Source organism: Hansschlegelia zhihuaiae, from assembly GCF_004103825.1.
Taxonomy (GTDB): Bacteria; Pseudomonadota; Alphaproteobacteria; order Rhizobiales; family Methylopilaceae; genus Methylopila; species Methylopila zhihuaiae.
In genome coordinates this window covers 246,357-266,767 of sequence record NZ_RYFI01000001.1, presented here as the reverse complement: position 1 = coordinate 266,767, position 20,411 = coordinate 246,357, and the positions used below count along the sequence as shown (strand labels likewise).

Here is a 20,411-nt window from a genome sequence, read left to right as displayed (position 1 = left end):
TGCGCCTTCGCGATGAAGGGGCCGGCTCGCTGGCGCCGCGCGGATTTCGCCGTTAAACGACACCGCGATAGTCCCGCAGCGTGGAGCGACGCAAGAGGAATGACTGAGAATGGCAGCGAGGCCCGGGCGGCGACCGCGGTTCTGGCGGGCGCGTCGACGGTGTTCATCTGGGGCATGAGCTCGGCGGAACGCCTCCGGCGCCAGCTCGCGCGGGCAGGTGTGCAAGACGTGCGCGCCGACGCCGAAGGGGTCTCGCCTGACGCGGACGTGATGATTCTGCGCCTCGACTGGGCCTATGAGCAACGCCTGATCGACGAGCTCGCGATACGCCCCGGGGTCGCGCTCGTGGCGGGCGGCGCGGCGGCGGCTGCGAACGTCAAAGGCGCCCAGGCGGCTGAGGCCGTCGCCGAGATCGGCGCGGGCCGCGTTCCGGACGGGCTCGAGGCGCTCGACTCGGAAGGGCTCGCAGGCTCCTACAACCGCAAGCTCCGCAAGCGCGAGATCGCCTATTTGATCCCGCTCGACGAGCGGAGCGTGGCGGAGGTCGAGGCAAGGAGCTTCGCGGGCTCCTACAAGGGCGTGACCGACGTCGTCACGAAATATGTCTGGCCGCGGCCGGCGAAGGCCGTCACCAAATGGTGCGCGGAGCGCGAGATCACGCCGAACGCCGTCACCTATCTCGGCCTCGCGCTGATGTTCCTCGCGCTCTTCCTGTTCTGGAATGGGAACTTCCTGCTCGGGCTGATCCCGGCCTGGATCATGACCTTCCTGGACACGGTCGACGGCAAGCTCGCACGCGTCACCATGACGTCTTCGAAATTCGGCGACGTTCTCGACCACGGCATCGACCTCATCCACCCGCCCTTCTGGTGGATCGCGTGGATCTGGGGTCTGCCGAAGGCCGGCTTCGAGGTTCCGCACGCCGATCTGATGATCTGGATCATCGTGGGCGGCTACATCGTGCAGCGGGTCTTCGAAGGCGCGTTCATCCGGCTCTGGGGCTTCCACATGCATGTCTGGCGGCCGTTCGATTCGTTCTTCCGGCTGATCACCGCGCGGCGGAACCCGAATCTCGTGATCCTGACCGCGCTGACCCTCGTCGGGAGGCCCGACTGGGGCATGATCCTGGTCTGCGCGTGGATCGTGCTGTCGCTCGTCGTCCACCTCGCCCAGCTCGTGCAGGCGATGATCCTCAGCCGCCATGCGAGGCTCGTGTCCTGGCTCGACGCCGCGTGAGCGGCGGCAGCGCATGACGCGGCTCGGCGTCATCTCGAACGCGCGGAGCTGGCGGAACCGGGCGGGCGCCTCGCCGCTCGCGCCGGCTGGCGACGGCGTGCTGTATGGGGCGCCCGAGACGCTCGACGACTATCCGCATGCGCTGAGGCGCTTCGCCGAGGCGGGCGTCGACGTGGTGGCGGTCGACGGCGGCGACGGGACGCTGCGCGACGTCATGAGCGCGCTGCCTTGGGCGTTCGGCGAGACGCTGCCCGCGATCGCGATCGTCCCGAGCGGCAAGACCAATGTGGCGGCGGCCGACGTCGGAGGCGTGCCGCCGGAGCGGCTCGCGGCGCTCGCCGAGGCGGTCGGCGCCGGCGCCGAGCTTCCGGCCCAGACGCGCCGGCCGATCCGCGTGGAGGCCGCCGGCGCGCAGATGCTGGGCTTCGTGTTCGGCCTGGGCGCCTTCGAGCGGGCCACCCGTCTCGCCAATGAGCGCGTCCACTCGCGCGGCTTCGCGCAGAAGATGGGCGTCGCGCTCGGCGTCCTCATGGCGGGCGCCGCGGCGCTCGGCAAGGACCGCGACGCCTGGCGGAACGGCGTGCCGCTCGCGCTCTCGATCGACGGCTCGAATCCCGAGACCCGCTACAGCTTCGCGCTGCTCGCGACCTCGCTCCACCGCCTGATGCTTGGTCTGTGGCCGTTCTGGGGAACGGGCGAGGGCGCGTTCGACGTCACCGAGGTCGCCGCGCCGCCCCGCCGCCTGATCCGCACGCTCGCGACGGCCGGCATGGGCCGTCCGCCGTCATGGGCCGCCGAGGCCGGCTATCAGAGCCACAAGGCCGACCGGCTGTCTCTGACGATCCGCGAGCCCTTCATCTTCGACGGCGACACCTTCGTGGCGGGTCCCGACGGCCGCGTCGAGCTGACCGCGGGGCCCGAGATCAGGTTCGTGCGGCTGTGACCGCCCCCGGGGCCGCCCTCGTCCGTTTCGTCGCCGAGGAGCTCGCACGGCCCGTGCCGGCGGCTGTCTCGACCTTCGCGGCCGAGCTCGCCGCGCGGGGCGGGCAGGGGGTGGTCGGGATCCTGTTCTACGGCTCGGCGCTCCGCACCGGCGCGACAGACGGCCTGCTCGACTTCTACGTCCTGCTCGACCGGCTCGAAGCCTGGGACGCCTCGCCCCTGCTGCGCTTCGGCGCCCGCCATCTGCCGCCCAATGTGGAATATGCCGAGACCACCGCGGCCGGCATGACGCTGCGCTCGAAGCTCGCGGTCATGACGCTCGGCCAGTTCCGCCGCCACGCGCGCCACCAGAGCCGCGACACAACGATCTGGGCGCGCTTCGCTCAGCCCTCCGCGCTCGCCTGGAGCCGCGACGCCTTCGCCGCGCAGGCGGTGGCGGAGGCTGTCGCGGTCGCGGTCAGGGGCGCGGCCTGGTGGGCGGCGCATCTCGGACCAGAGAAGGGATCGGCGGCCGGGTTCTGGTCGGCGCTGTTCTCGCGGACCTATTCGTCGGAGCTCCGGGTTGAGGGGGCGTCGCGTCCCGGCTCGATCGTCGAGGCCGCGCCCGACCGCTACGACGCGGCGCTCAGGCTCGCCTGGGCGGCCGAGGGGATCGCGTTCCGCGACGATCTCGGCGAGTTGTCGCCCGCCATCGGCCGACAAGCGCGGGCGGATGCGGAAAGGGCCTGGCGCGCCCGAAAACGGCTCGCCAAGCCCTTGAACCTTTTGCGGCTCGCGAAGGCCGCCTTCAGCTTCTCAGGCGGCGCCGATTACATCGCCTGGAAGATCGAGCGGCACTCCGGCCACAAGATCGAGGTCACGCCATTCCAGCGCCGACATCCGCTGCTGGCCGCCGGGCCGGCATTGTGGCGGCTCTGGCGGAAAGGCGTTCTGCGGTGACCTGACGCGGCGGGAACGGGTGCACGTTCTCGGGCAGCAGGCCGAATTCGCGGCCGACGCGGGTCATCAGCTCGATCGCGAAGTCGATGTGCTCCGGCTCGTGGGCCGCGCTCACCGACGACCGCAGGAAGGCCTGGTGGCTCGGCGTCGCAGGCGGCAGCGCGAGGTTGAGATACATGCCCTCGTCGACCAGCCGCTTCCAGAACGCCACTGCGACGTCGACCTCGTTGAGGATGACGGCGACGATCGGATTGGCCTCCGGGCCGACCGTGAAGCCGGCGCCCTTCAGGCCGTTGTAGAAGCGGCGGGCGTTGGCGGTCAGCTTCGCGCGGCGCTGCGGCTCGGAGCGCATGGTCTCCAGCGCGGCGGTCGTCGACGCGATGATGGCCGGCGGCAGCGAAGCCGTGAACATGTAGGGACGTGCGGCGATGCGCAAGATTTCGAAGCCCGGCAGGCTCGAGACGCAGAAGCCGCCGACCGAGGCCAGGCTCTTCGAGAAGGTGCCGACCACGAAGTCGACGTCCTCCTCGACGCCCTCGCGCTCCGCAAGGCCGCGGCCCGTCTCGCCGAGCACGCCCATCGAGTGCGCCTCGTCAATCATGAGATAGGCGCCGAACTCGCGCTTGACGTCGACGAACTCCTTGAGCGGCGCCGTGTCGCCGAGCATCGAATAGATGCCTTCGACGACGATCAGCTTGTCGCCCGGCTGGTCCTTCAGGCGCGAGAGGCGCTTGGCGAGGTCGTCGGGGTTGTTGTGCCGGAACCGCACGACCGGCGCGTGGCCGAGCCGCGAGGCGTCGTAGATCGAGGCGTGGCTGTCGGCGTCGATGATCAGGTGGTCGTTCTGGCCGACCAGCGTCGAGATCATGGCGAGGTTCGCCTGATAGCCGGTCGAGAACACCATGCAGTGCTTGCGGCCGTAGAAATCGGCGAGCGCGGCCTCGAGCTCCTCATGCCCCTTGTAGGAGCCGTTCGCGATGCGCGAGCCCGTGGTGCCGGTGCCGTGCAGCCGGATCGCCTCGACCGACTTCTCGACGGAGTGCGGGTCGAAGGTCAGGCCCAGATAGTTGTTGGTGCCGAACAGCAGGGTGCGCTTGCCGTTCACCACGCCCTCGACCGAGGACACGACGTCGTCGAACTTGATCGAGAACGGATCGGCTCCGCTGTCGCGCATCCGGTCGTAACGACCGGCGAGCGGGGAGAACTTGTCGAGAATGGACATTACGCGTCACTCCGCAGCGTCTCGATCGTCCTCAGGAGGTCCTGGACGGTCACGACGCTGGCCATGTCATGCAGCGGGATCGAGATATCGAACTTGTCTTCCAGCGCCATGGTGAAATTCATCACGGCGATCGAGTCGAGGCCAAGGTCATTCACGATGTTCATTTCCGGCTTCAACTCGATTCTTCTGCTCAAGACGCCTTCAAGGACTTCCGAAATCTCGTCGATCAACGCTGCTTGATCTTCACTCATCTCATTGCCTTGGCGGAACGCCACAGCAAACTTTAGTCTCGAGCCGGAACCTAGGGAGCGCTCCCGGCCCTGTAAAGTTCACGAAGACGGTTCGAAAACACTAATCAATGCAGGATGTTACACGCTCGTTACCTTACTGAACCATGAGTCGAGCGAGGCCGAGAAGGCGTTCGACCTCATAGCTCGCCAGGTGTTGCCAAAATGCACTTCGCGCCGTCTGCCGCCGCGCCGCGTCCGGGGGGCGAGAGTGGAGCCGTCTGCCGCCGCCGCGTCGATCAGACGAGCCGCCAAAAACGGCTTGTGACAGAAAGGTTTATGGCCGCTTGACCGAACCGTTCGGTCAATGGCCGCAAGCGTTGCGGCGGCGCCGATCCGCCGTCAGATGGGCATGACGCGCGCAAACTGCTTTATGACTGAAATATTTCGTCGCCGAATGTGTTCAGGCGGCCTCGGGCTGCATGGCGAGGAACAGCTCCCGCGCACGGCTTCGGCTGAGCTTGCCCGAGGAGGTGACCGGCAGCGCGTGGGCGCCGACGAGCCGCACCGTCACGGGCGTCCCGAACTGCAGGCGCAGCAGCTTGCCGACCTCCTCGGCGAGCCCCGCGCGGGCCGCCGGGTCCTGGCTCCGGCACTGCACGAGCGCGACGACCTCCTCGCCCTCCGGGCGGTCGACCGAAAACACCGCGACGTCGCCGCTCCTCACGCCCGGAACGCCGGCTTCCACGGCCCATTCGAGGTCCTGCGGCCAGACGTTGCGGCCGTTCACGAGGATGAGGTCCTTGGCGCGGCCGGTGATGACGATCTGGCCATGGACGAGATAGCCGAGGTCGCCGGTGTCGAGCCAGCCATCGGGCGACAGCGTCTCCGCGGTCGCTTCCGGCTCGCGGAAATAGTCGCGCATCAGGCTCGGGCCCCTGGCGAAGACGCGGCCGACCCGGCGCTCCGGCATCGCAGCGTCGTCCGGCCCACGGCACTCGATCTCGTGGCCCGGAAGCGCCGGTCCGCACAGCACGAATTCGCGCGAGCGGGCGTCGGCGGAGGTCGGGGGGGCCGCGACTCCCTCCTGCTCCAGCCGGTCGAGGTCGACGGTCTCGGTCTTGAGACCCTCGTCGAGCGGCGCGAAGGACAGTGCGAGCGTCGCCTCCGCCATGCCGTAGCTCGCGACGAAAGCGGAGGGACTGAAGCCGTGCGGCCCGAATCGTTCGGCGAAGCGGCGCAGCACGTGGGGGCGGATCATGTCGCCGCCGATCCCGGCGCAGCGCCAGGACGAGACGTCCAGCGTGCCGAGGTCGACGGTCGCTGCGCGCTGCGCGGAGAGTTCGAAGCCGAAGCTCGGCGAATAGGAGATCGTGGCCTTGTTGCGAGCGATGAGCTCGAGCCACAGCAGCGGGCGGCGCGCGAAGTCGCGGGTCGCGAGATAGTCGACCGAAAGTCCCGCGACGATGGGCGACAGCATGAAACCGACCAGCCCCATGTCGTGATAGAAGGGCAGCCATGAGACGCAGCGGTCGCCGGCGCGGGTCTTCAGCCCGTGGCGGCTGATCGCGGTGGCGTTCGCCATCAGCGAGCGATGGGTGACCGAAACGCCCTTCGGGAAGCGCGTCGAGCCTGACGAGAATTGCAGATAGGCGAGCGCGTCAGGATCAGGCGGCGTGAGCGGGCCCGGCGCCGGCGCGACGTCGGCGAGGTCTTCGATCGTTCCGACGAGGTGGAGGTCCAGACCGTCGGCCGCCTCCACGAGCCAATCCTTCATCGCGGCCGGCGCGAAGGCGGCCGACGCGGCCGAACATTCGATCATGCGGCGGACGTGGAGTAGATAGTTGTCGCGCCCGCCGAAGGCCATCGGCAGCGGCATCGGCGCAGGCGCGACCCCGGCATAGGCGCAGGCGAAGAACAGCCGGACGAAGTCGCCCTCGGTGTCGGCGATCAGCGCGACGTGGTCGCCGGGCTTCACGCCGACGCCGAGCAGCTTGAGAGCGAGCGCGCGGGCCTCCTTGACGAGCCTGGAAAAGGGCAGGGCTCCGGTGAGGACGCCCTTGCCCGAATGGAAGTTGAAACCCTCCGGTCCGCGGCCCGCGGCTTCGAGCGCGTCGAGGATCGTAGGCGCGGCGCCCGCGCTCGTCAGCGGGCGCGCAAGGTCGGCGACGTCCGACGTCATTGTGCCTCCTGCGTCGGTCGGGATCGGGATCAGGACATTGGGCCGAGCGCGCGCACGCGCGGCGGCTGTTCTGTCTCCGGCTCCGCGGGGGTCGACCACTCCGGGGCGCGCCTGTCAATCTTGGTGACGACGCCGTTGGCGAGGTGGACGACGTTGTCGGACGCCCGCGCCCAGGCCGGCTGGTGCGAAATCGCGAGCACCGTCAGGCCGGTGCGCCGGGTGAGCTCGACCACGTTCGCGACGATCGCGGCCTCGGTCTCGGGGTCGAGCGCGGTGGTGGCCTCGTCGAGGATGAGCAAACGCGGCCGGTCGATCAGCGCGCGGGCGATCGAGATGCGCTGGCGCTGGCCGCCGGACAGCCGCGAGCCGCGCTCGCCCACCACCGTGTCGACGCCTTCCGGCAGGCTTGCGACGAAATCGGCGGCGCCCGCTTGCTCGAGCGCGCGGGCCACGTCCTCGTCGGTGAATTCCGGCTGGCCGAGCGTCACATTGGCGCGCAGCGTGTCGTGGAACAGCATCAGCTCCTGCGGGACGTACCCGGTCAGCCTGCGCCAGGCTAGGAGGTCGATCGACTGCAGCGGCGCGCCGTCGACCAGGATCTCGCCGCCCGAGGGCTCGTGCAGCCCGAGCAGCAGGTCGACCGTCGTGGTCTTGCCGGCGCCGGACGAGCCCGTGATGGTGGTGACCCGCCCCTTCGGCGCCTCGAAGCTCGCGTCCTTGATCACTTCGGTGTCCCCGAAGGCGAAGGACACGTTGCGGAACTCGATTCCGCGCTCGAAGGCCGGCGCGACGCCCGGACGGGTCTGCTCGCGCATCCCGCGGGCGATCTCGATCGAGTTGCTGATGGCGTTGAAGCCGGCCTGCTGGAGGCGGACCGACTGGAGCTGCTGCTGGGCCTTGCCGATGGTCGACACGGTGCGGCCGAGCAGCAGCGCCATGACGATGACCTGGCCGGTCGGCATCTCCATCACGCCGATCGTCACATAGGCGCCGATCGCGATGAAGATCGCCAGGATCGGCTCCTGCAGCGCCTTATTGGTGTCGCGGGCGAAGGACTGGCGGCGCTGCGCCTTGCGGATCGCCTCGGCGTCGCGCTCGAACAGCTCTTTGAAGCGCGCCTGCCGACCCATCGCCTTCATGGGTTTGATGCCGACCAGGAGGTCGGTCAGGGCGCCGACCAGCGCGCTGACCCGCTTCTTCTGCTTGCGCGCGGCGCGCTTCGCCATCGAGATGAAGCGGTTCAGCGTCAGCACCATGATCAGGCCGACGGCGACCGACAGCAGCCCGAGCTGCCACGAGAACAGCGTGACCACCGAGAGATAGGTGACGACCTGGATCATCTCCGCGGCGAACTTGCAGAGAGAGTTGTATGCTTCGCCCGACTGCATGGCCTCGATCGAGAGCGACGCGGAGAAGCGGCCGACCGGCTGGCGCACATAGTAGGACCAGCGCGCCGCGAGCAGCGACTCGATCAGGTCGAGGCGCATCTTGGTCGCGACGTCGGCGCCCGCGCGCCCGACCCGGTTCATCGCGATGATGGTGAGGGCTGCCTTCAGCAGCATGCCGACGATCAGCACCGTGACGAACAGTCCGAGCGTCGGTTCGAGCCCGATGCTCTCGACCGCATGGGCGATCTTTCCGCTCGCGCCCTTGGGCTGCGAGGCTTCCGGACCGACCGCGGCGACAAGCGGAAGCAGGCTCGCGATGCCGATGCCTTCGGCGGCGCCCGCGAGCACGAGCAGGACCAGCGTCACGACCGTGCGCCGGAGCGGGATCACCGAGGCGATCCGCATCAGCGTCGACGGCCGGGCGCGTTTTTCGTCTGTGAGGATTGCGGTCCGCTTCGGCGTCATGGCGATTTCGGCTGCGGCGCGCGGGGCGCGCGCGACCCGGGTTCTCGGACCCTTGCGACGGCGCTCTGTCTATGAGCATTCGGGCGCCGTCTCAAGCGCATGGCGTTGACGAAGCCGCGTGCGCGGCTGCATGACGGCCATGGCCGTCATGACCGGCGCGTTCGGGCGGCGGTCGTCGCCGCTTGGAGTTCCGCCAGAGAATTCATGACCGAGCCGCCTTCCGCCGGACCGATCGTCTGGCTCCTCACAGACGATCGTCCGGGCAACCGGACCCAGGTGCTCGGGGCAGCCCGTGCGCTCGGCCTGCCGTCGATCGAGAAGGCGCTTTGCTTCCGGACTCCCGAGAGCCGCTGGTTCGGGCGTCGCGGCGCCTCCCTCGACACTCTCGATGATCGGTCCCGCGAACAGATCGCGCCACCTTTCCCCGACCTCGTGATCGCGGCCGGCCGGCGGTCCGTGCCGGTCGTGAGCTGGATCAAGCAGGCGAGCCGCGGCCGCGCCAAGGCGGTGCTTCTGGGCCGCAAGACGCCCGATGGAGTCGCGGACCTCACCGTGCGGCTCTCCTATTTCCGCCAGGTTCCCGACCCGAAGCTGCTCGAGATCGATCTGCCGCTGACCCAGGTCGATCGGGAGCGCCTCGACGAGATCGCGAAGAACGAGCCTGACCCGCTGGCGGGGCTCCAGCGGCCGCGCACGGCCTTTCTGGTCGGCGGACCGACCGGGCAGCACGACCTCACGGCTGAGTTCGCCGGCCGCATGGCTCAGGAGACCGCCGCCGCGGCGGCGGAGACCGGGGGTGGGTTAGCGATCGTCACCAGCCCCCGGACGCCGACCGACGCCGTCGCTGCGATCCGCGCGGCGGCGGGAGAGGCGCGGCTGTTCGAATGGTCGCCGGACCGCTCCAAGAACCCCTATCTGGCGATCCTCGCCAACGCCGACCTGCTCGTGGTCACGGGTGAGAGCGAATCCATGCTCGCGGAGGCGATTCAGGCGCAGCGGCCGCTGACGATCTATCCGCTGCACGAGCCGCCAATGCGGCCGATCTCACTGGCGCGGGCCTGGATCGCCCGCACGGCGATCCGCGGAGGCCTGTTCGCGCCGCTCTGCCGGAAGATCATGTCCGACGGTCTCGTCACGCCGCGCCGCGAGTTTGCGGCCTTCCACCGGATGATCGAGGAGCGGGGCTGGGGCCGGGTGTTCGACGGCCGCCTCAACCGGAAGTCTCCCGCCCCGCATGACGAGCGCGAGCGGCTCGCGGACCGGATGCGTTCGGTCCTCGGGACATAGCCGAAGGCGGTGTCTCCGGCCTCCAGCCCGCCGAAGTCAGAATCGTTCTTCGTTGAACGCGCGGGCGCGCTGGTTTATGGGGTCGGCCAAAGGCAGGCTGGCGCGAACGCCGCCGCCGATCCGTCGCGCGAGCGAGGACGACATCCATGACCATGACCGAGACTGCGCCTTCGGCCGCGACCGAGGCTCCGCTTCCGCCCTTCACCGTGATCGTCGAATGGGAGAACGCCATCGACGTCGAGGACGAGTGGGCGAAGCGCGCCATGACGTGCTTCCAGGACGAGCTGGAGCGCGCGCACAACCGCATGACCGTGAAGCCGCGCGTCATGTATCTCTACGACGAAGGCGCGGTGAGCGCCTCGACCATCGACAACGTCATCGACGAGGTCGCGCCGAAGCTCCGGACGCTGGCCGATATCGAGCTCGTCGCGACCCCGGGCCTCACCTACTACAAGCTGAAGAACTATGGCGTCGCGCGGGCGAACACCGATTTCGTCATCATGCTCGACAGCGACGCGGGTCCGCAGCCCGGCTGGCTGGAGGGCCTGCTGAAGCCGTTCGCCGACCCCGAGATGATGGCGGTCGGCGGCTTCACCGTGCTCGGACACGAGGACTTCCTGTCGCGCACCATGGCGCTGAGCTGGATCTTCAACCTGCCGAGCGAGCGCAAGCAGACGGTGAAGCGCAAGAAGATCCACGCCAACAACTGCGCTTTCCGCGGCGACTTCATCCGCAGCAACCCGTTCCCGGACCTGCCTGCGTTCAAGAAGCAGTGCGGCTTCTGGCTGCGCGACATCGACCAGCGCGGCTTCAAATGGACGCGCACCGCGGACGCCATGACGATCCATGCGCCGCACCCGGGCTACAAGTTCCTCGCCTGGCGCGCCTGGACCACCGGCATGGACCGCGATTTCCAAGGCTATCACACGGTGACCAAGAGCCGGCTCGGCCGTGTCGGCTTCGCGTTCCAGTTCTTCGCGTCGAAGCTGTTCCGGTCTTGGAAGCGCATCGTCACCAAGGGCGGCGAGGTCGGCCTGCCGGTCTGGCAGCGGCCCTTCGCCATGCTGGTGACGCTGGGCTTCTTCGGCGCGGCCCTGGTCGGCCAGCTCCAGAGCGCGCTGACGCGCAGCTTCGGCCCGCTGCCCGAGAGCCCCGGCGCGCGAACGCCGCCCGCCGCCTTCGTCCACGGCTGACGCCGCTCAGCGCGAGGCCTTCTTCTCGCGCTTCCGCCTGACGATCTCCACGACGCCCTGCGCCGCAAGCCGGGCGAGCGTCCTTGCGCCGAACTCCTGGCCGAGGCGTCGCGCGTCCGCGGCCGCCACCCCGAGCGCGCCCTTGGCGCCGAGCCGGACGAAGTGGCGCGCGACGTCGCGGGCGAGGCCCGGCCGGAATCGCGGGTCGGCGAGATATTGCGGATGCCTGCGGCAGAGGTCGATGGTCGCGGCCGCGAAGGTGTCGTCCTTGGCCGAGATGGCGTCAGCCGACCACTGCTTGGTCCACAGGATCGCGTCGGTCGTGGCGCAGCGCGCGACTTTGGTCAGCCGCAGCATCAGGTCGAAATCCTGCCGGCGCTTCAGAGTCTCGTCGAACATGCCGGCGCGCAGGATCGCGTCCCGGCGCGCGCTGATCGCGGGCGTCGCCTTGAACACCCGCCGGTCGAAGATCGCCTGCTCGATCTCGGGGCTGCCGTCGAGCACGGGATTGAGGCGCGGGGCGGGAGACTTTCCCGTCTCCGGCGGATAGACGAGCTCGAAACTGTCGATCAGCACGTCGACTTCGGGACGTTCTGAGAAGAACGTGACCAGATATCCGAGCTTGTGCGGCAGGAAGGCGTCGTCGCTGTCGATGAAGGCGACGAGCGGCGCCGTCGCCTCCGAGACGCCCCGGTTGCGGGCGGCGTTGCCGCCCCGGTTGACGTCCTGGACGATCAGCCTGATCCGCGGGTCGTCATAGGCGCGGACCGCCGCGACCGTGCCGTCCCTGGACCCGTCGTCGACGATCAGCAGTTCGAAGTCGTCGAACTCCTGCGCCAGCACGCTGTCGATCGCGGCGCCGACGCTGCGCTCGCGATTGAAGACGGGCATGACGATCGCGATTTCGGCCATGCGTCTCGCCCATGCAGAATGGCCGGCGGAGGGTTGTGAGCCGCCAGCTTCGACCGGCGACTTCTATCCGAGGGGGGCGGCGCGGCGCCAGCGCCGTCCGTCCCGCGAGCACGGCTTGCGGCTTGCGCGACGCGACCCCCCGGCATAGCGTGCCGGCCCGCCCGCCAGCCCCTGGCGGCGCCCAAAACGTCGAAGAGAGACGGACGTGGGCAAGACTCCTGACACCCGCAAGAAGTACAAGACGCGGTGGTATCATCGCCACCCGAAGTTCTGGTTCCGCAAGGACCGGCCGCGCCCGCCCGGCCATCGCGAAGCGCCCGAGGTGGTGCGCCTCGACCCGGAGCCGGGCGTCGCGCCGTCGCCGAAACCGCCGGTGCGGATCTTTCTGGGCACCGAACCCCTGCAGGCGCGCGCCGAACGCGTGTTCGTCTGGTCGGTGCTGCAGGTCCGCGAGCCGTCGCGCGCCTACGAGATCCATCTGATGAAGAACCTGAAAGGGTTCGACCGGTCAGGCTGGACCACGGGCTTCACGAACTACCGCTACGCCATCCCCGAGCTCGCGGGGCGGCGAGGCCGCGCGATCTACAATGACGTCGACCAGATCTATCTGGCCGACCCCTCCGAGTTGTTCGACCTCGAGATGGGCGACGCGGCGATCCTGTGCGTCGAGCAGGACGAGACCTCGGTCGCGCTCATCGACTGCGCCAAGATGGCGCCGCATTGGCGGATCGAGGACGCGCGCCAGCCGCTGAAGCGCGACTTCTTCCTCGGAATCATGAACGGGCGCGGCCTGTTCGGGAAACTGCCCGGCGAATGGAACGCCCGGGACAGCGAATATTCCGCCGACCGGTCCAAGTGCTTCCACTTCACAACGCTCAGGACCCAGCCCTGGCGGCCGTTCCCGGACCAGCTCCGTTATGAGCCGCACCCGGACGGCGAGGTGTGGCACGCGCTCGAGCGCTCCGCGGACGCGGCGCGCTTCACGACCTTCGCACGCGACCATCCGAGCGGCGGCTTCGCCGACGCCATCGCGCGGGCAGGGAACGCCGCGCCGGCGACGGCCGGCGACGAGCGTCGCCATGCGTCCGAAGTGGCGAAGCTCGTGACGGCGACCGGAGCGAAGGATGTTCTGGACGTCTCGGCCCCCTCGGCCGACGGCGCTCCCCGCGCCTTCGCCGGGGCCAAGACCGTGCCCGTCGGGCCGAGCGCTCCGTTCGCGACGAAAGTCGTCGGGCCGCATGACGGCGTGGCGGCGATCGACTCGCTCTCGGGCTTGCCGGAGGAGGACGTCGCGTGGGCGCTGGACGAGCTGTTCGCCGCGGCCAAGCGCTTCGTTTATGTGGCCGTGCCGCTCGAGCCCGGCAGGCCGCCGGCAGGCGCCGCGCCGCTGCCGCCCGAATGGTGGCGCCTCCAGATGGAGCTCGCCGCGAACCGCAATCCGGGACGGCGCTGGGCGCTGTTCACGGTCGACCCATCGACCGGCCGGCGCTCGGCCCGCCTGCATGGCGGCGCGCCGAGCGTGGCGCGCGCCGCCTGACGGGCCCGATTCTCGGCGGGGTCAGTTCGCGGCGGGCGCCTTGAGGTCGGACTCGAGCACGTGGCGGATCCGACCGTCGCCAAGGCAGCGGACCTGGTAGCCGGGCTGTCCGTCCTCGAGCGGCAGACGCGCGATGACTTCGGCCTCCTGTGGTTTGGCCCCTACAGGACTGCCGAGAAAATGAGCCGTCTCGCCGATTTCGAATGAATGCATGGTTGTTCTCCGCCACGGGTGTGTGGATATGGCGTCGCCTGCGGGGCCGGCAAGCCATGAGCTTCTTCCGACGGCGGCGCGAGGCCGTCCCGGGCGCGACACGCGCATGTCATCGCGGAGGGGGCGTATAGGGCGTGAAAATGCGTTACTCTCGCTGTCGCTGAGTGGAGTCTAGCGGCGACGCCGAACCGGCGGCGGGTTGGATCGGCCGACATCGCCGCGCCGCGCCGTAGCAAGGACGGAACAAGCGACAGATGGCAGGACGCGCCTATTTCGTCCTCGCGCTCGCCTTGGCGGGCGCGGCGGGTTTCGGCGTCTGGCGGATGCAGGGCGGCGCGGACGCCGCGATCCCGAGCGTGCGCGTAGACCCGCGGGTGCCCGTGACGGTCGCTGAGGCGCGGCGCGCCGACGTGCCGATCTCGCTGTCCGGCCTCGGCGTGGTGCAGCCGCTCAACGTCGTGACGGTGAGAAGCCGCGTCGACGGCGCGGTGACCGAGATCGCCTTCGAGGAAGGAAGGCAGGTCAAGGCCGGCGACCTCCTGGTCCAGATTGATCCGCGCCCCTACAAGGCGGCGCTCGACCAGGCCAAGGCCAAGAAGGCGCAGGACGAGGCGTCGCTCGCCAACGCCGAGCGCGACCTCGCGCGCTCCCAGCAGCTCGCGCAGTCGAATTACGCCTCGCGCCAGCAGGTCGACCAGCAGAAGGCCCGGGTCGCCGAGCTCACGGCGCAGATCGAGGGCGACGCAGCCGCGATCGAGAGCGCGCAGACGCAGCTCGACTACGCGACGATCCGCGCGCCGATCGACGGCCGCACGGGTTTTCGGCTCGTCGACAAGGGCAATCTGGTGCGCTCCTCCGACGCGACCGGGATCGTGACTTTGTCGCAGATCGAGCCCATCACCGCGGTGTTCACCCTGCCGGAGCGGGACTTCTCCGACATGTCGGCCGCGATGCGCCGCGGCGCGGTCGAGGCGATCGCCTTCGCGCCCGACGGCCGTGAGCTCGCGCGCGGCGTGGTCTCGGTGCTGAACAGCCAGATCGACCAGGCGACGGGCACCTTCAAGGCGAAGGCGACCTTCGCGAACAGGGACGGCGCGCTATGGCCCGGCCAGTCGGTCAGCGTGCGGGTCCATGTCGACACGCTGCGCGAGGTCGTCACCGTGCCCGAGGAGGCGGTCCAGCGTGGGCCCCGGGGCGCGTTCGCCTTCGTGGTGGGCGCGGAGGATAAGGCGGAGAGGCGCAAGATCGTGGTCGCGCGTCAGGCCGACGGCCTTGCGGTGCTCCGTGAAGGCGTCGCGGCGGGCGACCGCGTGGTGACGGGGGGCGCGTCTCGCGTCCAGCCGGGCAGCCGGCTCGAGGTCTCGCGGGCCGCCGAGGCGCGCGCTCCTGCGTCGGCCGAAGGAGTGGCCACCCAGTGACCGCGCCGGCCGGCGCGGAGGTTTCGGGCGGCGTTTCGGGCCCGTTCATCCGGCGCCCCGTCGCGACCTGGCTCGCGATGGCGGCGCTCGTGCTCGTTGGGCTTGCGGCCTACAGCCGTCTGCCGGTCGCGCCGCTGCCGCAGATCGACTTTCCGACGATCCAGATCACCGCGAACCTTCCGGGCGCGAGCCCCGAGACGATGGCGTCGTCGGTGGCCCAGCCGCTCGAACGCCAGTTCGCGCAGATTCCGGGCTTGAGCGAGCTCACCTCGATCAGCGCGGTCGGCGCGACCACGATCACGGCGGAGTTCGAGCTCGGCCGAGACATCGACGCCGCCGCGCAAGACATCCAGGCGGCCATCAACGCCGCGAGCGGACAGCTGCCGCCGAACCTTCCCTCGCCGCCGAGCTATCGCAAGACCAACCCCGCCGACAGCCCGATCCTCCTGCTTTCAGTGCGCTCCGACACGATGCCGCTGACCACGGCGAACGATCTCGCCGACAGCCGCATCGCCCAGCAGATCAGCCAGCTGTCGGGCGTCGGCCAGGTCACCATCGCGGGCGAGCAGAAGCCGTCCATCCGCGTCCAGATCGATCCCGCCAAGATCGCCTCCAAGGGCCTGACTCTCGAGGAGATCCGCGGCGTCATGGCGACGGTCACGACCGACAGCCCGAAGGGCGTGATCGACGGGCGGCGGAACGCCCTGACGATCTATTCGGACGGCCAGCTCGCGCAGGCCGACCGCTGGAACGACGTGATCCTCGCCTATCGCGACGGCGCGCCGATCCGGGTGCGCGACGTCGGCCGCGCCATGACCGGCCCCGAGGACCGCTATCAGGCCGCCTGGGTCAACGGCCAGCGCGGGCTGCTCATCGTCGTCCGCAAGCAGCCCGGCGCCAACGTCGTGGAGACCGTCGACGCCATCAAGGCCGAGATGCCGCGCCTCGTCGCCTCGCTGCCGCCGGGGCTCAAGGTCGAGATCATGAGCGACCGGACGACCACGATCCGGGCGTCCCTCCAGGAGGTCCAGAAGACCCTGATCGAGGCCATCATCCTCGTGGTTCTGGTGATCTTCGTCTTTCTGCGGAGCCTCTGGGCGACCGTGATCGCGTCGCTCGCGGTGCCGATATCGCTGCTCGGCGCCTGTGCCGTGATGTACGCCTTCGGCTACAGCCTCAACAACCTCTCGCTGATGGCGCTGGTTATCGCCGTCGGCTTCGTGGTCGACGACGCGATCGTCGTCATCGAGAACATCGCCCGCCACATCGAGGAAGGCATGAAGCCGCTACAGGCGGCGCTCAGGGGCGCTGGCGAGATCGGCTTCACGATCGTGTCGATCAGCGTGTCGCTGGTCGCGGCCTTCATCCCTCTGCTGCTGATGGGCGGCATCATCGGCCGCCTGTTCCGCGAATTCGCCATGACGGTCGCGATCACCATCGCGGTCTCGGCGGTCGTGTCGCTCACTTTGGTGCCGATGCTCGCCTCCCGCCACCTCAAGGGCGAGCACGAGGTTCGTCACGGGCGCGTCTACGCCTTCATCGAACGCGCCTTCGACGCGCTGCTCGCCGGCTATGGCCGGGCCCTCGACGTGGTGCTGCGCCATCGGTTCGTGACGCTGATGGTGTTCTTCGCGACCATCGCGACCTCGGTCTACCTGTTCGTGACGATCCCGAAGGGCTTCTTCCCGCAGCAGGACACCGGGCTGATCACCGGCTCGAGCGAGGTGGCGCAGGACGCCTCGAGCGAGGCGCTCGCCGACCGCCAGCAGGCGCTCGACCGGATCCTGCTCGCCGATCCCGCGGTCCTGACCGTCGGAAGCCTGATCGGCGCGGGCGGCGGCGCTGCGCCGCCGAACGCCGGCCGCAGTTTCATCACGCTGAAGCCTCAGGACGAGCGCGACGCCTCCGCCGACGAGATCATCACCCGGCTGAGGCCGAAGCTCGCCGAGGTCGAGGGCGTCCAGATGTTCCTGCAGTCCGCCCAGGACGTGCGCCTCGGCGGACGGCGGACCCGCACGCAGTACCAGTACGTGCTGCAGGACGCCAATATCAACACGCTGAACGAGTTCGCTCCGCGTGCGCTCGAGGCGCTGAAGAAGCTGCCTCAGCTGCGCGACGTCGCGACCGACAGCCAGGATTCCGGCGCGACGCTGACGCTCAGCATCGACCGCGATCAGGCGTCGCGCTACGGCATCCAACCGGAGGCCGTCGAGAACACGCTCTACGACGCCTTCGGGCAGCGCCAGGTCGCGCAGTTCTCGACCCAGCTCAACACCTACAAGGTGATCCTCGAGGCGCCGCCCGTCGAGCGCGGCGACATCGAGACGCTGAACCGCCTCTATGTCCGGGCGCCGGGCAATGGCGAGCAGGTGCCGCTCTCCGCACTCGCCTCCTGGACCCGCGAGGAGACCGCGCCGCTCACCATCAACCACCAGGGCATGTTCCCGGCGGTGACGCTGTCCTTCAACCTCGCGCCGGGCGTCGCGCTCGGCGAGGCGACGATCGCGGTGCAGAGCGCGATCCGCGGCCTCGGGGCGCCGGATTCGCTGACCGGCTCCTTCGCGGGCACGGCGCAGGCCTTCCAGGCCTCGATCTCGACGGTGCCGCTGCTGATCCTCGCCGCGCTGATCGCGGTCTACATCATCCTCGGCATCCTCTATGAGAGCTTCGTCCACCCGCTGACGATCCTGTCGACGCTGCCCTCCGCCGGCGTCGGCGCGCTCGGGGTGCTGCATCTCGTCGGCTTCGAGTTCAGCCTGATCGCGCTGATCGGCATCGTGCTGCTGATCGGCATCGTGAAGAAGAACGGCATCATGCTGGTGGACTTCGCGCTCGCCGCCGAGCGCGCCGAGCGCCTCGCGCCCGAGGAGGCGATCCGCCGGGCCTGCATGCTGCGCTTCCGGCCGATTCTGATGACCACCATGGCGGCGATGCTCGGCGGCGTGCCGCTGATGATCGGAACGGGCGTCGGCTTCGAGCTCCGCCAGCCGCTCGGCTACGCGATGGTGGGCGGCCTGATCGTGAGCCAGCTGCTGACGCTGTTCACGACGCCGGTGGTCTATCTCTACCTCGACCGGCTGGCGATCCGGCTGCGCGGCGGGCGGCCCGAATCAGGGCATGCGGCCGCCGCGCCGGCGGAGTGAGGCCCTTTACATGAAGAGATTCATATCCACCAGGGAGGTAGCCTGCCTCTTCTTGATCGCCCTGTTTCCTGGTTTACTGCTGTGCGTCTTAACGTTGCTTGGCGACAACTTTCGACTAGCAATATGGACAATGCAGTTGGTGGGGACGGTGTCCTTGGCGTGCGCTGTCTTGATAGGGCTTCCGTCAATATTCTTACTGAATTATTTTAAATGTACAAGCATATATTTTTACTTAAGCGGCGGGATTATTGTGGGTCTCTTGTTGAGCTATTATTTTGTAATGCCGGGCTTAAGAAGTGGCGGTTTTGCTTTTGGGTGGAGAGCGTCGGCGTCCCAATTCGCGTTTTTTATGATCTTATCAATAATGACGTGTGCATTATATTGGAGATTGGCCCGACCAGATAAGCTAAGGAAGGCGTAAACCGCAATATAGTTCTGAGATTTTATGAAACTCTTAATCTCTGCCAATGAGACCTCGAGAATTGAACAAGTGTCGCGCGGTTTCGGTCAAACGATAATCGTGTTGTCGAGCGACCGGAGCAAAGCAGCCGCCGGAACAAGCGCTCAACCGCTTCCAGCCGATCTCTGACGACGCTTTGGGGCCGCGGCTGACAAGAAATGCGGAGCGCGCGTGCCGAATTTGTTCGCCTTGCGTTCCGTGAACAAATCAGGTACATCTGGTTGCGTTGAAGCCCCGCCGCACACCGTGCCATAAGGAGCGCCCCGCGATGCCCCAGCCCTCGCTTCGTCTCGTCGAAGGAAGCTCCATGGACAAGACCAAGGCGCTCGACGCCGCGCTGTCTCAGATCGAGCGCGCCTTCGGCAAGGGCTCGATCATGCGGCTCGGCGCGGGCCAGGCGGCGGCCGAGATCGAGACGGTGTCGACGGGGTCGCTCGGGCTCGACATCGCGCTCGGCGTCGGCGGCCTGCCGCGCGGGCGGATCATCGAGATCTTTGGGCCCGAGAGTTCGGGGAAGACGACGCTCGCGCTGCACACCATCGCCGAAGCCCAGAGGAAGGGCGGCGTCTGCGCCTTCGTGGACGCCGAGCATGCCCTCGACCCGGTTTACGCCCGCAAGCTCGGCGTCAATCTGGAAGACCTGCTGATTTCGCAGCCGGACACCGGCGAGCAGGCGCTCGAAATCACCGACACGCTGGTCCGCTCGGGCGCGATCGACGTGCTGGTGGTCGATTCGGTCGCCGCCCTCACCCCGCGCGCCGAGCTCGAGGGCGAGATGGGCGAGGTGCAGCCCGGCCTGCAGGCGCGTCTGATGAGCCAGGCGCTGCGCAAGCTCACCGGCTCGATCTCGAAGTCCCGCACCATGGTGATCTTCATCAACCAGATCCGCATGAAGATCGGCGTGATGTATGGCAGCCCCGAGACCACCACGGGCGGCAACGCGCTCAAGTTCTACTGTTCGGTCCGGCTCGACATCCGCCGCATCGGCGCGATCAAGGATCGCGACGAGGTCGTGGGCAACCAGACCCGCGTGAAGGTCGTGAAGAACAAGGTCGCGCCGCCGTTCAAGCAGGTCGAGTTCGACATCATGTATGGCGAGGGCGTCTCGAAGACCGGCGAACTCATCGATCTCGGCGTCAAGGCCGGCATCGTCGAGAAGTCCGGCGCCTGGTACTCCTTCGACAGTCAGCGCCTCGGCCAGGGCCGCGAGAACGCCAAGCTTCACCTCAAGGACAATCCGGACGTCGCGCGTCGCATCGAGACCGAGGTGCGGCAGGCCGCCGGCGTCATCGCCGACAAGATCTTCGACGAGGTCGATCCCTCGGACCCCGACGTCGACGCCTGACGGGGTCGCCTGCGCCCTTCGCTCTCCGGCGGATCACATGAGCGACGCGGCGCCGTCCTTCACCTCTCCCCAGCGGGGAGAGGTCGGCCCGTAAGGCCGGGTGAGGGGGCGTCGCCATCTCGCGGAAGACCTGCTCCCCTCAACCGCCCTCGCTGTCGCGACGTCGACCTCTCCCCAACGGGGAGAGGTGAAGGGTGGTTTCCGGAAGCAAGGGTTGGCTCAGTTCGCGGCCGGGCGTCGCGCCGGGGCCAGCTTTCTGGACAGCGGCTCGCCGCCTTGTCTAAGGTGCCGCCGCGCCTCGT

15 protein-coding genes are annotated in these 20,411 nt (G+C 68.6%); 9 read left to right on the top strand and 6 right to left on the bottom strand.

Features of this window, described 5'->3' with window-relative positions; translation table 11 throughout:
* Window positions 1-99 precede the first annotated feature (99 nt).
* From EK403_RS01250 to EK403_RS01240, 3 genes are read left to right on the top strand one after another with little or no spacing between them, the layout of a single operon-like run.
* A complete protein-coding gene (locus tag EK403_RS01250; RefSeq protein WP_128775689.1) occupies window positions 100-1,236 on the top strand; it encodes a CDP-alcohol phosphatidyltransferase family protein in 1,137 nt (378 codons plus the stop codon).
* 13 nt (window positions 1,237-1,249) lie between these two features.
* On the top strand, window positions 1,250-2,179 hold the full coding sequence (locus EK403_RS01245; protein ID WP_164919452.1) for a diacylglycerol/lipid kinase family protein: 930 nt from the start codon (window positions 1,250-1,252) through the stop codon (window positions 2,177-2,179).
* Window positions 2,176-3,117: a hypothetical protein gene (locus EK403_RS01240; protein ID WP_128775687.1), complete on the top strand. Its 942-nt coding sequence runs from the start codon at window positions 2,176-2,178 to the stop codon at window positions 3,115-3,117. Before EK403_RS01245 ends, EK403_RS01240 begins: the two co-directional genes overlap by 4 nt.
* Here EK403_RS01240 and spt read toward each other — a convergent pair.
* From spt to EK403_RS01220, 4 genes are all read right to left on the bottom strand, one after another.
* On the bottom strand, window positions 3,035-4,339 hold the full coding sequence (gene spt / locus EK403_RS01235) for a serine palmitoyltransferase (RefSeq protein WP_128775686.1): 1,305 nt from the start codon (window positions 4,337-4,339) through the stop codon (window positions 3,035-3,037). The two genes, EK403_RS01240 and spt, sit on opposite strands and share 83 nt — an antisense overlap.
* Window positions 4,339-4,614: an acyl carrier protein gene (locus EK403_RS01230; RefSeq protein WP_245479439.1), complete on the bottom strand. Its 276-nt coding sequence runs from the start codon at window positions 4,612-4,614 to the stop codon at window positions 4,339-4,341. Before EK403_RS01230 ends, spt begins: the two co-directional genes overlap by 1 nt.
* Window positions 4,615-5,029: 415 nt before the next feature.
* Entirely contained in the window at window positions 5,030-6,748 is a 1,719-nt protein-coding gene (locus tag EK403_RS01225; protein ID WP_128775685.1) for a fatty acyl-AMP ligase, read from the bottom strand.
* Window positions 6,749-6,777: 29 nt separating this feature from the next.
* Window positions 6,778-8,601: an ABC transporter ATP-binding protein gene (locus tag EK403_RS01220; protein WP_128775684.1), complete on the bottom strand. Its 1,824-nt coding sequence runs from the start codon at window positions 8,599-8,601 to the stop codon at window positions 6,778-6,780.
* 204 nt (window positions 8,602-8,805) lie between these two features.
* Here EK403_RS01220 and EK403_RS01215 point away from each other — a divergent pair, with 204 nt between their 5' ends.
* Window positions 8,806-9,888 (top strand): ELM1/GtrOC1 family putative glycosyltransferase, encoded by a 1,083-nt coding sequence (locus EK403_RS01215; protein ID WP_164919451.1) that lies wholly within the window; start codon window positions 8,806-8,808, stop codon window positions 9,886-9,888.
* Between the two features lie 146 nt (window positions 9,889-10,034).
* Window positions 10,035-11,081 (top strand): glycosyltransferase, encoded by a 1,047-nt coding sequence (locus EK403_RS01210; RefSeq protein ID WP_128775682.1) that lies wholly within the window; start codon window positions 10,035-10,037, stop codon window positions 11,079-11,081.
* 6 nt (window positions 11,082-11,087) lie between these two features.
* Here EK403_RS01210 and EK403_RS01205 read toward each other — a convergent pair whose 3' ends face one another.
* Window positions 11,088-11,993: a glycosyltransferase family 2 protein gene (locus EK403_RS01205; protein ID WP_128775681.1), complete on the bottom strand. Its 906-nt coding sequence runs from the start codon at window positions 11,991-11,993 to the stop codon at window positions 11,088-11,090.
* A 205-nt stretch (window positions 11,994-12,198) separates the two neighbouring features.
* Here EK403_RS01205 and EK403_RS01200 point away from each other — a divergent pair, with 205 nt between their 5' ends.
* Entirely contained in the window at window positions 12,199-13,530 is a 1,332-nt protein-coding gene (locus EK403_RS01200; RefSeq protein WP_128775680.1) for a glycosyltransferase family protein, read from the top strand.
* 21 nt (window positions 13,531-13,551) lie between these two features.
* Here the strand turns inward: EK403_RS01200 and EK403_RS01195 are convergent, their stop codons facing one another.
* A complete protein-coding gene (locus tag EK403_RS01195) occupies window positions 13,552-13,743 on the bottom strand; it encodes a hypothetical protein (protein WP_128775679.1) in 192 nt (63 codons plus the stop codon).
* Between the two features lie 254 nt (window positions 13,744-13,997).
* Between EK403_RS01195 and EK403_RS01190 the strand changes: the two genes are divergently transcribed.
* The 3 genes from EK403_RS01190 to recA all read left to right on the top strand — a co-directional run bounded on the left by EK403_RS01190 (window position 13,998) and on the right by recA (window position 20,109).
* Complete coding sequence (locus EK403_RS01190; RefSeq protein WP_128775678.1) at window positions 13,998-15,161, top strand: efflux RND transporter periplasmic adaptor subunit; 1,164 nt, start codon at window positions 13,998-14,000, stop codon at window positions 15,159-15,161.
* The gene (locus tag EK403_RS01185) at window positions 15,158-18,304 is read left to right on the top strand and encodes an efflux RND transporter permease subunit (protein WP_280986287.1); all 3,147 of its coding nucleotides are present in this window, start codon (window positions 15,158-15,160) and stop codon (window positions 18,302-18,304) included. The genes EK403_RS01190 and EK403_RS01185 overlap by 4 nt, the downstream gene beginning before the upstream one ends.
* A gap of 728 nt (window positions 18,305-19,032) precedes the next feature.
* Window positions 19,033-20,109 (top strand): recombinase RecA, encoded by a 1,077-nt coding sequence (recA, locus tag EK403_RS01180; protein WP_128775677.1) that lies wholly within the window; start codon window positions 19,033-19,035, stop codon window positions 20,107-20,109.
* Window positions 20,110-20,411 lie beyond the last annotated feature (302 nt).